Genomic DNA, 13,729 nt, shown 5'->3' with positions numbered 1-13,729 from the left:
ACATTCAACTTACCAAGCCACCTACGCGCGCTTTACGCCCAGTAATTCCGATTAACGCTTGCACCCTCTGTATTACCGCGGCTGCTGGCACAGAGTTAGCCGGTGCTTATTCTGCTGGTAACGTCAAAATTGCAACGTATTAGGTTACAACCCTTCCTCCCAGCTTAAAGTGCTTTACGACCCGAGGGCCTTCTTCACACACGCGGCATGGCTGGATCAGGCTTTCGCCCATTGTCCAATATTCCCCACTGCTGCCTCCCGTAGGAGTCTGGACCGTGTCTCAGTTCCAGTGTGACTGATCATCCTCTCAGACCAGTTACGGATCGTCGCCTTGGTGAGCCGTTACCCCACCAACTAGCTAATCCGACCTAGGCTCATCTGATAGCGTGAGGTCCGAAGATCCCCCACTTTCTCCCGTAGGACGTATGCGGTATTAGCGTTCCTTTCGAAACGTTGTCCCCCACTACCAGGCAGATTCCTAGGCATTACTCACCCGTCCGCCGCTGAATCAGAGAGCAAGCTCTCTTCATCCGCTCGACTTGCATGTGTTAGGCCTGCCGCCAGCGTTCAATCTGAGCCATGATCAAACTCTTCAGTTCAAACATATTTGGGTTTTGAGAAAACCCTAAACTTGGCTCAGCAATCGCAAATAAACTCTCGAATTCACGAGTGTTACTTGTCTTGCTGATAATCTTGTCGATCCATCAGTCTTACAGCACAAGCACCCACACGAATTGCTTGATTCAACTTGTTAAAGAGCGGTTGGTTAAGACCTTGTCTCAACCGAGGCGCGCATTCTACGCTAACCTCTTGTCCTGTCAAGCATTTTGTTCAACCGGTCTAACCCGCTGAACCGCTTGCCGGACCTGCCGGATCAGGAAACCTGTTCTGGCAGCGGGAGGCGTATTCTACACAAGCCCAGAGGCTTGTCAACTACCGCTTCCCTCTTTCCGCTTCTGCCAGACCGGAGGTCTGACCCTGACTAAACAGCTAAGCCATTGATCTACAAGGCTTTTTGCCGTTCCGTTGCAGCGGAAGTGGGGCGCATTATAGGCCCCTCCGCTCACAGGTCAAGCTTTATTTTTGAGCCAAGCCGAATACATTAACGCTTTCATTTCTACTACTGCTTGCTTAAAGCCAACGAACACAGCATGGGCCACAATGGCGTGACCTATATTCAACTCATTAATACCTGGGATTGACGCTATTGGCTCTACGTTATGGTAATGAAGGCCATGACCTGCATTCACTATTAACCCGCTAGACAAACCTGCCTCAACACCGTCTTTAATACGCTCAAGTTCGAGGGTTTGACTTTTTTCGCTCGCTGCATCCGCGTACTTTCCTGTATGAAGTTCAATGGCAGGAGCGCCAGCTCTCGCGGCGGCCTCTATTTGCTGCTGATCGGGATCGATAAAAAGTGATACCTGACAACCTGCCGACGCAAGCCTAGCGATAGCTTCCCTTATCCGATGTTCTTGCCCTAGAACATCCAAGCCACCCTCTGTCGTCAATTCTTCTCTTTTTTCAGGTACAAGGCAGACATGCTCCGGCCTGACATCGCAGGCTAAATCCAGCATCGCCGGAGTCATTGCGATCTCAAGGTTCATGCGCGTCTGAAGGGCTGCCTTGAAGAGGCGAACGTCTCGCTCCTGAATATGCCTACGGTCTTCACGTAAATGCAGTGTAATTCCATCTGCACCAGCCTCCTCTGCATCAAGCGCTGCCTTAAGAGGATCGGGATAACGTGTACCGCGCGCCTGGCGCAAAGTTGCCACATGATCAATGTTGACGCCTAATAAAAGTCGGCTAGCAAACATCGCATTCAACTCTCACTTAAGAAACAATTCACGGCTAATAAGCGGCTTGCCACTAAGCAGCGGAGCATAAGCCTGGCGCATGAGTCGTTTAGCTGATTTAAGGACACCTGCATCATTCCAGTCAGCGCCAGACAAGGCCAGCAGCTCACTACCTTGGAATGCACCAGGCTGATACACAGGTATACATTCAAAGCCTTCATCTGGAACAAAACGATAGATATTTTTGGGATCTATAGCGTTGCCGCGACTATCCACTTCTAATGAAAAGCCGTAACCCAACTCATCGAGAAACGTCCACTCGAAGTTCCTTAGCGGAGGTTCCACGTCTGCATGATTACTCAATGCACGCAAGGTATTTGCATATTGATGGAAGATCGCCGGGTGCGGCTCTTCTGGCAAAAGAAGACGTACGATGAGCTCATTGAGATAAAGGCCACTAAACAGAGCATCTCCGCTCAGAAGAAAGGGAGGAGCCAAAGGCTCCATACAATGAACTGTCTTTAATTCAGTACGTCCCCGGAACTGCCCTTCAAATAGCTGAAACAGCCGAACAACACTGCCAGATTTTCCACGAGCGCCTCGATAGACTGCTCGAAACCTCCCACGCAATGAAAAAAAGTCTACGAGCGTGCTACTTTCCCTGAAGGGCCGAGCATGAAGAACGAAGACTTTCTCAGGTTCTTGCATTAAAGATCTGCGTATCCCAAAGAGCGGAGTGCGCGCTCATCGTCTGACCAGCCGCTTTTTACCTTCACCCAAAGGTTCAACATGACCTTCGAATCGAAGAGGGCCTCCATATCTTTCCGAGCATCCTGACCAATCCGCTTGATTCGCTCACCTGCATTTCCGATGAGTATCTTTTTCTGTCCATCACGCTCTACCAGAATCAGCGCATGGATGTGCAACACATTCCCTTGCTGTTTAAACTCCTCAATTTCAACCGTGACCTGATAGGGAAGTTCAGCACCCAGCTGACGCATAATTTTTTCACGTACGAGCTCTGCAGCCAGAAAACGACTACTACGATCGGTAAGCTGATCCTCAGGAAAGAAGTGGTCTCCCTCAGGCAGCCGATCCGCTACAAGCTTCTCGAGGGAATCCAGATTCACACCGTTTTGCGCAGAGATAGGGATAACCTCTGCTTCAGGCAACTGCTCGGATAGCCACTTTAACTGAGGTAGAAGCTCTGCTTTATCTTCCATGCGGTCCGTTTTGTTAACCGCCACAATCACCGGACATTTGACATGACGGACTCGTTCTAGAACGAACGCATCCTCTTCAGTCCAGCGCATGCGATCCACCACAAAGATAACTACATCTACATCTTTGAGGGCTGCGGATGCGGTCTTATTCATATAGCGATTGAGAGCTTTTTGATTCTCTTTGTGGATACCAGGCGTATCGACATAAACAGCCTGAACATCCCCTTCTGTCTTAATACCCAACAACGTATGACGTGTCGTTTGGGGCTTTCGAGAGGTGATAGCAAGCTTCTGCCCTAAGATATGATTCAGCAGAGTAGATTTGCCCACGTTAGGACGCCCAACGATAGCTACGTATCCACAACGGGATACCGGGTCAGTCATGGCCATTCTCTACTCCTAAAGCAATCAACGCGGCTGTTGCAGCCATTTGTTCTGCGATGCGGCGACTGGGCCCTTGGCCACTGGTTTTTTCGCTTAGCATCGATATGTCGCACTCGACGAAAAAGACGCGACAATGTGGCTCGCCTTCGATCGCGACCACTTCATACCTTGGCAACTCACATCCCCGCGCCTGCAGATGCTCCTGAAGGCGTGTTTTGGGATCCTTGTTCGTATCGACTGGCGTAAGCTCACGAAGTTGCGGCCCTAGCCAAGCCATGATCCGATCTCTGGCCGCTTCCATCCCAGCATCCAGATAGATAGCGCCAATCAGAGCCTCCATCGCATCTGCCAGAATAGACTCGCGGCGAAAGCCGCCACTTTTCAACTCGCCCGAGCCTAGCCGGAGATAGTCTCCAATCTCAAAACTACGGGCCAGGACAGCTAAGGTCTCTCCCTTTACCAATCTTGCGCGCAGGCGAGAAAGCTGGCCTTCACGGGCTTGAGGGAAATGTTGATAGAGCGCTTCGCCAATCACAAAGTTAAGAATAGCGTCTCCTAGAAACTCAAGACGCTCATTATTCTTACTGGCAAAACTGCGATGAGTGAGAGCCAGGACCATTTGGCCCTGGTCTTTGAAGGTGTAACCGAGCCGGCGCTCGAGACGATCTAAGGGTGGGTTCACGGGATACTTATACGGAAGTCGCGTTCAAAATGAACCACTAAATCAATATTACGGATTAGAGGTTCACGCTTTTCATAATCCAGATGGATAAGGAATCTATTGTCCTCAGTCTTCACCTGCATGGCTTTATCAAGGTCAATATCATTAATGCTATTAACCTGCATGCCCTTGCTTACATACGAATACACATCGGGCACGCTATGAATATTCATCGCTTTCTCACTTTCTATAGAGGTGATGACTTTGGTCATCGCCTGATAATCCAGATAATGAGGAATAAGCTTAAAGGCTGTGCTTGCCAAGAAAGCAATAATGCACAGCATTAGCAGCCAGCCTATGAAGGAAAGTCCCTTTTGCCTGTGCGACATAGACATGACGCATTTCCTATTTAATGAATGATCCCTACACGGGAAAAGTTAGGTAAATTTTTGACCTTTGGGTCAGGCCAGCTCATCCAGACTGCGAAGGCTTTGCCAACAATATTTTTATCGGGGACCATGCCAAGCAGTTCGTGTGGAATGCCAGGGTCGTTCCAGTAACGACTGTCATTGGAGTTATCCCGGTTGTCCCCCATCATGAAATAATGACCAGCCGGTATAACCCACTGACTATCCGCCGGCAGGTTATAACGAGTCATCTCCTCACGAATGACATGCTCTACTTCGCCTAATTTCTCTTTGTATAGCTTTGCACTACCCAAAGAGCCAGGCTCCTCTCCGATCAATTGCTTTGAGACCAATTGACCGTTCACAAAAAGCTGCTTCTCTGGAGTATAGCGAATGGTGTCGCCAGGCAAGCCTACAACACGCTTGATGTAATTAACGGAGGGGTCGCTGGGATAGCGAAATACCATGACATCACCACGCTGCGGGTCTCCAACCGGGATGATCTTAGTATCGATAACCGGCAAACGGATTCCATAGGCGAACTTGTTTACCAAGATGAAATCGCCCACTTCCAATGTGGGCTTCATTGATCCCGAAGGAATCTGGAAAGGCTCCACCAGAAACGACCGCAGAACCAAAACGATGGCGAGTACAGGAAAGAATGACTTCCCATACTCGACCAAGAGTGGCTCCTTCCTCAAATTATCCAAAGCAACTGGATCGGGCTCGGTAACCTGCCCTTCGTATGTCGCAATTCTTGTACGCCGGCGTGGCGCCAGAAAGACCAAATCAAACAGTGCCAAACCGCCACACACTGCGACAGCGATAACCAAAAGCAAAGGAAAATTGAATGACATATTCTCAGCTATCCACTTTGAGTACAGCCAGGAAGGCTTCTTGTGGAATTTCCACACTACCAACCTGCTTCATCCGCTTCTTACCCGCTTTCTGCTTCTCCAGCAGCTTACGCTTACGGGATACGTCTCCACCGTAACACTTGGCCAATACGTTCTTACGTAATGCCTTTACGGTTGTCCGCGCTACGATCTGCCCACCAATAGCCGCCTGGATCGCCACATCAAACATCTGACGTGGAATCAGCTCCTTCATTTTCTCTGTCAGAGCTCGACCTTTGTGGTGAGCCTTGTCTCGGTGAACGATCAATGCCAGCGCATCGACTTTCTCACCATTGATAAGGACATCAAGCTTGACCAGATTAGAAGCTTCGAAGCGATCAAAACTGTAATCCAGCGAAGCATACCCACGACTAACGGACTTGAGTCGATCGAAAAAGTCCAGAACAACTTCATTCATAGGCAGATCATAACTAACCTGAACCTGGCTGCTGAGGAACTGCATGTCCCGCTGCACACCACGCTTCTCAATACATAGGGTTATGACGTTACCCAAGTGCTCTTGAGGCACAAGAATATTGGCCCGCACGATCGGTTCGCGCATTTCTGCAATCGACGCAAGATCAGGCAGCTTTGAGGGGTTGTCTACGTATACGATTTCGCCATTCTTATGCACGACTTCAAACACTACAGTCGGTGCAGTCGTGATCAGATCCAGATCGTATTCGCGCTCCAAACGCTCCTGGATAATCTCCATATGGAGCATACCGAGGAAACCGCAGCGAAAGCCAAAGCCCAGTGCCTCTGAACTTTCAGGCTCGTACTGCAAAGACGCATCGTTCAAGGTCAGCTTCTGCAGCGCTTCGCGGAAGTCTTCAAAATCATCCGAGCTGACCGGAAAGAGGCCTGCATAGACCTGAGGTTTGACCTTTTGGAAGCCCGGCAGCATGGCTACGTCTGGCGTGCTGGAAAGCGTCAGCGTATCACCTACTGGCGCCCCCAGGATCTCCTTGATACCAGCGATAATGAAGCCTACCTCACCGGCCTTAAGATCCTGCATTTCGGTATGCTTAGGCGTAAAGACGCCAACACTATCCACCTGATGTACTTTGCCGGTGGACTTCACCAGAATCTTGTCGCCTTTTTTCACACGTCCATGTTTGACGCGTACCAAGGACACAACACCTAGATAATTGTCGAACCAGGAATCAATGATCAATGCTTGTAGAGGCGCCTCGATATTGCCTTCAGGAGCAGGGATTACCTTGACCAGTCGCTCCAGGACATCGACAACACCCATGCCACTCTTGGCTGAGCAGGGAACCGCGTCAGTGGCATCGATACCAATGATGTGCTCAATCTCTGCCTTAACGCGCTCTGGCTCGGACTGAGGCAGGTCCATCTTGTTGAGCACAGGCATGACTTCAAGACCTTGCTCAATCGCTGTATAGCAGTTGGCTACGGACTGAGCCTCAACGCCCTGAGCAGCATCAACAACGAGCAAAGCGCCCTCACAGGCAGCCAGAGAGCGGCTTACTTCATAGGTGAAGTCAACATGCCCAGGGGTATCGATAAAGTTGAGCTGGTACGTTTTACCATCCTGCGCCTTGTAGTGCAGCGTCACGCTGTGGGCTTTAATGGTAATTCCGCGCTCGCGCTCGAGGTCCATGGAGTCCAGCACCTGGGCTTCCATTTCGCGGTCGGACAGGCCGCCACACATTTGAATAAAGCGGTCGGCTAGCGTCGACTTGCCATGGTCAATGTGGGCAATGATGGAAAAGTTACGGATATGACTTAGGTCACTCACGGATCAACACTCGAAAGGCCAGCAGCGGAATGCCCGCTGGAAAAAATAGCCTGGGAGTTTACCCGATACTATGGAAACCCGTCACGCACGGACTTACATAAGGTAAAAAGGCGAGGTGTTTCCACCTCGCCTCATTGGCCTTACTTGGGCAGCCTGAAAGTAATAAAGCTGGCTCGTCCATCACGCATGACGCGCATGGAAATGGACTTGTCGGCAGGAAGCTTCTTCATTGTGTCCTGGAATTGGCGCGCCGAGGAAACCGGCTGATTATTCAAATGAGTAATTACATCGCCCGGACGCAAGCCAATCATGGCAGCCGGTCCGTCCGTTACCTGCTTGATTACCACGCCACTTTGCAACTGAAGGCTTTTCTTCTGCTCATCAGTCAGATCCGCAACAGCAATCCCCATTCGATTACTGCTACGCTCAGCGCCGGGCTGACCTGAGGCAGCAATGGAATCATCATCGGGCATATCACCGACCTTAACGGATACGGTCTTGCGTGCGCCTTCACGCACAATATTCATTTCCGCGGTGGCATCAGGCTTCAGGTTACCGATCAGATGAGGCAGATCTGCTGACTCAACAATCTGTTGCCCGTTAACCGACAGGATGACATCTCCCACCTTCAAGCCACTCTTGGCTGCAGGTCCGTTTTCCAAAACCTGAGCGATCAAAGCGCCGGCTGGCTTCTCCAAGCCAAAGGACTCTGCCAGGTCTTTGTCTACTTCTTGAATGACAACTCCCAACCAACCGCGTGTCACCTTACCCTCGGTACGCAACTGATTGGCCACATTCATAGCCACATCGATCGGGATAGCAAAGGAAAGCCCCATAAAGCCGCCCGAACGCGTAAATATCTGAGAGTTGATACCTACCACTTCCCCGCTCAGATTGAACAGCGGGCCACCAGAATTGCCAGGATTGATCGCAACATCCGTCTGGATGAATGGAACATAGTTCTCGTTTGGCAAGCTACGCCCCTTGGCGCTTACGATACCGGCTGTCACGGAGTGGTCGAACCCGAAGGGCGAACCAATAGCCAGCACCCACTCACCGACCTTGAGCTTGTCAGAATTACCTAACTTAACGGTCGGAAGATTCTTGGCGTCAATCTTGAGGAGCGCCACGTCTGTACGCGGATCAGCACCAATTAATTTGGCAGTATGATCGCTTCTGTCAGAAAGGCGCACGATGATTTCGTCCGCATCGGCTACCACATGGTTGTTGGTCAGGACATAACCATCAGCCGAGATAATAAAACCGGACCCCAACGACTGGGCTTCTCGCCGACGACTGTCCGGCCCTTGCGGCATTTGAGGAATGCTTCGCTCGAAGAATTCACGAATACCTGGCGGCAGCCCTTCGAGATCAGGCATGGACATGGCACCGCCACGGCTAGCCGGCAGGTTTTGGCGAGTACTGATATTAACAACGGCAGGGCTTGACGACTCTACCAGCGGAGTAAAGTCTGGAAGATCCGCATGGGCCAATAGCGATACGCCTAGCGCCCATGTTGCCATCAAGGCTGCCAGGTAATGTTTAAACATTCGCATGAAATACAGCTCCCGTTCTTGCAGGGGACAGACAGTGCTAACAGTTAGCTTTTACCAAGCGATGGTGCAGTACCCACCGCATCACTACTTCAGGCAGCAGACGAACCGCCTTAAAAGAGTCACCTGACGAAATACCATAGAAAAGCTGAATGTTTCCTGATACTCCCTATGAGTATCAGGAAACATGTACTTATTAGCGGCACAGACTTAGTCGGGCCGTACGGATAACGCTATGCGCTCGGCCGTACCGGCAGGAACTTCGCCTACAACAGTAATCAACACATCCTTGTCAGATGGATTGATGCGCTTGGATACGACACTGGTAGGACCAAACTGGTTTCGACTATCGGTCATCGCTGTATGACTATCAGAGTCAACAAATACAGAAAAATTACTCAGACCATCGCTGTATAGAAGGTACTGTACAGGTCGTCCGTCCCCACCTGCCTGCCAGCTCTTCAATGATCGTACCTGCTCGAAGCCGGAGGGAAGCCAGGAAGCCGCCCATGTAGCTTGGTCTGCATGGCTCGCCTCTTCCGCTTCTGCGCCAGGAGCACAGTCACCTTTAGGATCAAGCTCAGCTGTACTTGGCGCAAGCGACGAGTAAGTAATGAACTGAAGTCTTTCCAGTGCATTACCCTTTTGATCGAATGTGGTGGATTTGAGAACCTGTCCAGTCGACTTGCTTAGTTGCATTTCATAAGCGTATCGATAGGAATCTTTGGGAATAAACGCTATGACATCCGTGGGATTGTCTGCAACGCGCGACTCTCCGAGATGCTTGAGGGTATAGCCTTTATCGATTTGATCAGGCCTCAATTTGGGAGCAAGGCTTTTTGCCACATCAACCTGATCATCTGCTGAAGTACTGCAGACAATGCGATTATTATCACGCACTACTTCATAAGGAGTGCCATCAAGCCGGTAGAGACGCTCTTTAACATCCCCATTGGAATCGACTTTTCTGGCGATATGATGTGAAGTTAGATTCCCATTGCTCTCGTAGATAAAAGAACCTTGGGAATTAACCTTGTCACTGGTTGATAGCTTGTTCAACCAATCCGTTGACTCGGCGGCTTGTACTGATTGAGTTATCAGTAACAAACCGCCTATTCCATATATAACTGGAGCAAACCGCATGCTCTTCCTTATCAGGGATTAACGAGTTTCTGCGTTAGCACCACGTGCATAAGGAAGCGCGGAACCTTCAACACTGTTGAAAGTAGCCTGCTGTGCATGCTGACGAATGTAGCCAGGCAGCTGTGGGTTGGCCACTGCAGACGGATTAGCCGCCTTGGACTCAGCGCTCTGAGCACTTTCTTCGCTGTAATTAGCCAATACAGCAGGACTCTGTACCTGCGGTACGCTGATAGGTGCTGGAGCCTGTTGGGCCATCTGTTCAGAGACGCCTTCCTGGTTATACAGCCGCACACCTGCCAACACAGCCACTGTTACAGAAGCCGCGACTGCCACTCGACTGATCGCACTCCACCGGCTTACCTTGGGCTTAGCCACTGCAGCAGGTGTAGTCACCACAGGCGCCTCTTCGTTAGCCAGCGCAGCCGATACTGCAGATGCGATATCAAGCTTTGGCATGATAGGTTCGTTGCGAATGACTGCACGAGCCATTGCATAACGGGACCAAGTAGCACGGAGTTCAGCGTCCTCGCTTGTCGCCGCGAGTACACGTCTGACTTCCAGTTCGTCCGCTTCGTTATCCATAACAGCGGACAGTGATTCCAGCAGAGCTTCACGATTCATATCAACCTCTCTCATAGCTGTCGCCGCTGTCTCATGCTTCCCGCAACAAGGGTTGCAGGGCTTTATCGATGGCTTCCCGCGCACGGAATATGCGCGAGCGTACTGTACCCACTGGACACTGCATCACATTTGCAATGTCCTCATAACTAAGACCTTCAAATTCACGCAAAGTTAGCGCGGTTCTTAAATCTTCTGGCAATTGCTGAATAGTGCGATGAACGGTACTTTCAATTTCGTCCCGCAACAACGAGCGCTCAGGCGACTCAATATCCTTTAAGGCATGATCGCCTTCATAGAACTCAGCATCTTCTGCGCTCACGTCGCTGTCCGGTGGACGACGACCACGAGCAACCAGATGATTTTTTGCTGTGTTTATCGCAATGCGGTATAGCCAGGTATAGAACGCACTATCACCACGAAAATTCCCTAGCGCGCGATAGGCTTTGATGAAAGCTTCTTGCGCTACGTCTTGCGCTTCCTGGGTGTCGTGCACGAAGCGCACGATCAACCCTAAAATCTTGTGCTGGTATTTCAGCACCAGGAGATCAAATGCACGCTTATCGCCTCGCTGCACGCGCTCGACAAGCTGCTGATCCTGTTCCTGGGTTTGCATGGGAGCTCCTTGTTGATTCCGAAGGAGACCCGCTTCACCCTTCTCATCCTGTTGCTTGGATAGACCAGGGTGCTGCGTAAAAGTTCTCCCCACGGCAGATATCGGGCGAACCTTGTCTTCGATTCGCTGATCGGTAAGCCGGTCTTCCGCCGACATCCGCTGATAGCTATTAGCAGTCATTCCACTATTCATTCTCTCGGCCACTTTTTACTGTCCGTGTGGAAAATTATCCTCACATGGACGGCTCCGGGCCCTATAAAGTTCCTTCCTCCATAGAATGACATCGCCATTACGCTAGTTAATCGTATAGCTAAACCAACAAAAAGAGACGATATATGGGCCAACACATCGATCATGATGTTCTGATCATCGGCAGCGGCGCTGCTGGCCTCACCCTGGCACTAACCTTACCCTCGCACCTTCGGATCGCAGTTCTCAGCAAAGGCAACCTTTCCAATGGTTCAACCTACTGGGCACAGGGTGGTGTAGCCGCTGTGCTGGATGAGGACGACACCATAGACTCCCACGTCAAGGATACATTGATAGCGGGTGCTGGATTATGCAACGAACAGGCTGTTCGTTTCACGGTGGAAAGAAGCCGTGAGGCCATAGAATGGCTAATCGACTTAGGCGTTCCTTTTACTCGAAGCGAAGGAGACGCACAGAAAAGGTTTCCTCTTCATCTGACCCGTGAAGGTGGCCACAGCCATAGGCGGATCATCCACGCTGCCGACGCAACTGGCGCTGCAATATTCGATACTCTACTGGCTGCCGCTAAGGAACGGCCTAATATTCATCTGCTTTCACAACAGGTTGCGGTCGATCTGATTACAGGCATCAAGATCGGACTAAAAAACAACCGCTGCCTAGGTGCATACGTGCTTGACCGAAACACCGGTGAAGTTGATACATACGGTGCACGCTTCACAGTCTTAGCGACCGGTGGAGCAAGCAAGGTGTACCTCTACAGCAGCAACCAAGAAAGCGCCTGCGGTGACGGCATTGCCATGGCATGGCGAGCCGGCTGCCGTATAAGCAATATGGAATTCAATCAATTCCACCCTACCTGCCTTTATCATCCGCAGGCCCGCAACTTTTTGATTACGGAAGCATTGCGAGGCGAAGGGGCTCTTCTGAAGCTGCCAAACGGTGAGCGGTTCATGCCGCGCTTTGACGAGAGAGCCGAACTGGCGCCACGCGATATCGTAGCCCGGGCGATCGACCATGAGATGAAGCGACTTGGCATTCCTTATGTCCATCTCGATATTAGCCATAAGCCGGCCGACTTCATTACTGCACACTTTCCTACGGTCTATGAGCGATGCCTGAGCCTGGGCTTCGATATTCGCCACGAGCCAATCCCTGTCGTACCGGCTGCTCACTATACCTGCGGCGGGGTATGCGTAGATGAAAACGGAAGTACTGACCTGACGGGGCTCTATGCCGTCGGAGAAACCAGCTTTACGGGATTGCATGGTGCCAATCGAATGGCCAGCAACTCACTACTCGAATGCTTCGTTTATGCGCGATCGGCGGCCAGGCATATCGAGAGTCAGCTCGACAAGACAGAGCACCCTCCCCACCTTCCCAACTGGGATGCCAGCCAGGTAACCGACTCGGATGAGGATGTCATTATTACGCACAACTGGGAGGAGCTGCGCCGCTTCATGTGGAACTATGTAGGTATCGTCCGAACCGACAAACGATTGCAACGCGCCTACAACCGCATACAGCTTTTAATGAAAGAAATAGATGACTTCTACAGCAATTACAAAGTAAGCCGTGATCTGATTGAGCTTAGAAATCTTGCCCAAGTAGCAGAGTTGATTGTCCGCTCCGCCATGGCGCGCAAGGAAAGCCGTGGCCTGCATTACACACTGGATTATCCCAGGCCGTGCAATCAGGTACAGGATACTATTCTGGTGCCGCCCAACGTCGCTGCGCAAACCTGAGCCTGACCCGCAAACGCCGGTGAGCATCCGGCGTCATGGCATCAGACGGGATACAAACTGCCCGGGTCCACTTTTCATCTACACGCCGATATCGCAACACGATAATAAGCGGCAGCGCCATGCTATCCCGGCATAGCTGAACAGGGTGCCACCCCTGCCCTGGAGACCAGAGTTGCCATCCGCTCTCATCATGTTTCAGGCGGCGCGGCTCATTTGGCCGATGCAACAATATGGCGCCCGGAATTACCCAGGCAGCATGGGCGACACACATGAGAGCGCCCATGATGGCCGCCCATGTCGGAATGTTGGCCATAAATAACGAGACGAAGGCCAACAGCAAGGTCGCACAATAGACACAAAATAATTGTCGAGAGTGCTGCCAGTGGCATTCAAACGGCTCAATCCGGTTGGACACGATCCAGAATCATCCGAACGATATACTTTAGGTCTGGATCTTCAGGCTCGCCCCGCTGCATAAACCAGACGAACATGTCCTGATCTTCACAGTCGAGGAGTTTTTTGTAGCGGTCTTGATCCTGCTGGCTCAGTGAAGGGTAAACTTCCTGAACGAAAGGTACCAGCAACACGTCCAGTTCAAGCATGCCGCGACGGCTGTGCCAGAAAAGTCGCTTGAGTTCGGTTTCGTCTGTCATGGTGGCTCCTCAAAGTTGGGCGCATTATAGGCGAGTTCATCAGATTGCTCAGCTCTACC

14 protein-coding genes and 1 rRNA gene (1 of these 15 only partly in view) are annotated in these 13,729 nt (G+C 51.1%); 1 reads left to right on the top strand and 14 read right to left on the bottom strand.

Annotation, left to right across the window (positions count from 1 at the left end):
- From AC4LF3_RS06530 to rpoE, 12 genes are all read right to left on the bottom strand, one after another.
- Positions 1-599: ribosomal RNA gene (locus AC4LF3_RS06530) — 16S ribosomal RNA — on the bottom strand; it reaches 938 nt to the left of the window's first position.
- A 471-nt stretch (positions 600-1,070) separates the two neighbouring features.
- The gene (pdxJ, locus tag AC4LF3_RS06525) at positions 1,071-1,820 is read right to left on the bottom strand and encodes a pyridoxine 5'-phosphate synthase (RefSeq protein WP_010797643.1); all 750 of its coding nucleotides are present in this window, start codon (positions 1,818-1,820) and stop codon (positions 1,071-1,073) included.
- A gap of 12 nt (positions 1,821-1,832) precedes the next feature.
- On the bottom strand, positions 1,833-2,507 hold the full coding sequence (gene recO / locus AC4LF3_RS06520) for a DNA repair protein RecO (RefSeq protein ID WP_313551973.1): 675 nt from the start codon (positions 2,505-2,507) through the stop codon (positions 1,833-1,835).
- A complete protein-coding gene (era, locus tag AC4LF3_RS06515; protein ID WP_037030114.1) occupies positions 2,507-3,406 on the bottom strand; it encodes a GTPase Era in 900 nt (299 codons plus the stop codon). Before era ends, recO begins: the two co-directional genes overlap by 1 nt.
- Positions 3,399-4,088 carry a ribonuclease III gene (gene rnc, locus AC4LF3_RS06510; RefSeq protein ID WP_491834969.1) on the bottom strand — a complete coding sequence of 230 codons (690 nt, stop codon included), beginning with the start codon at positions 4,086-4,088 and terminating at the stop codon, positions 3,399-3,401. Before rnc ends, era begins: the two co-directional genes overlap by 8 nt.
- Entirely contained in the window at positions 4,085-4,462 is a 378-nt protein-coding gene (locus tag AC4LF3_RS06505) for a DUF4845 domain-containing protein (protein ID WP_010797639.1), read from the bottom strand. The genes rnc and AC4LF3_RS06505 overlap by 4 nt, the downstream gene beginning before the upstream one ends.
- A gap of 14 nt (positions 4,463-4,476) precedes the next feature.
- Entirely contained in the window at positions 4,477-5,331 is an 855-nt protein-coding gene (gene lepB / locus AC4LF3_RS06500; protein ID WP_074827571.1) for a signal peptidase I, read from the bottom strand.
- 4 nt (positions 5,332-5,335) lie between these two features.
- On the bottom strand, positions 5,336-7,135 hold the full coding sequence (gene lepA / locus AC4LF3_RS06495) for a translation elongation factor 4 (RefSeq protein WP_010797637.1): 1,800 nt from the start codon (positions 7,133-7,135) through the stop codon (positions 5,336-5,338).
- Between the two features lie 140 nt (positions 7,136-7,275).
- Positions 7,276-8,691: a DegQ family serine endoprotease gene (locus AC4LF3_RS06490; RefSeq protein WP_491834968.1), complete on the bottom strand. Its 1,416-nt coding sequence runs from the start codon at positions 8,689-8,691 to the stop codon at positions 7,276-7,278.
- Positions 8,692-8,898: 207 nt separating this feature from the next.
- Entirely contained in the window at positions 8,899-9,831 is a 933-nt protein-coding gene (locus tag AC4LF3_RS06485) for a MucB/RseB C-terminal domain-containing protein (RefSeq protein ID WP_491834967.1), read from the bottom strand.
- 18 nt (positions 9,832-9,849) lie between these two features.
- Entirely contained in the window at positions 9,850-10,452 is a 603-nt protein-coding gene (locus AC4LF3_RS06480; RefSeq protein ID WP_074827575.1) for a sigma-E factor negative regulatory protein, read from the bottom strand.
- Between the two features lie 31 nt (positions 10,453-10,483).
- A complete protein-coding gene (rpoE, locus tag AC4LF3_RS06475; RefSeq protein WP_010797633.1) occupies positions 10,484-11,065 on the bottom strand; it encodes an RNA polymerase sigma factor RpoE/AlgU in 582 nt (193 codons plus the stop codon).
- A 335-nt stretch (positions 11,066-11,400) separates the two neighbouring features.
- On the opposite strand from rpoE, the gene nadB reads away from it, so the two are divergent.
- On the top strand, positions 11,401-13,017 hold the full coding sequence (nadB, locus tag AC4LF3_RS06470) for an L-aspartate oxidase (protein WP_491834966.1): 1,617 nt from the start codon (positions 11,401-11,403) through the stop codon (positions 13,015-13,017).
- Here nadB and AC4LF3_RS06465 read toward each other — a convergent pair.
- Together AC4LF3_RS06465 and AC4LF3_RS06460 are read right to left on the bottom strand one after the other, a co-directional pair.
- Complete coding sequence (locus tag AC4LF3_RS06465) at positions 12,980-13,432, bottom strand: protein YgfX (RefSeq protein WP_073450332.1); 453 nt, start codon at positions 13,430-13,432, stop codon at positions 12,980-12,982. The genes nadB and AC4LF3_RS06465 overlap by 38 nt on opposite strands.
- A complete protein-coding gene (locus AC4LF3_RS06460; RefSeq protein ID WP_010797631.1) occupies positions 13,416-13,670 on the bottom strand; it encodes an FAD assembly factor SdhE in 255 nt (84 codons plus the stop codon). The genes AC4LF3_RS06465 and AC4LF3_RS06460 overlap by 17 nt, the downstream gene beginning before the upstream one ends.
- Between the last annotated feature and the right edge of the window lie 59 nt (positions 13,671-13,729).

This window comes from Pseudomonas sp. C2.3V (assembly GCF_058536325.1).
This window is presented reverse-complemented; position numbering and strand designations above follow the sequence as displayed.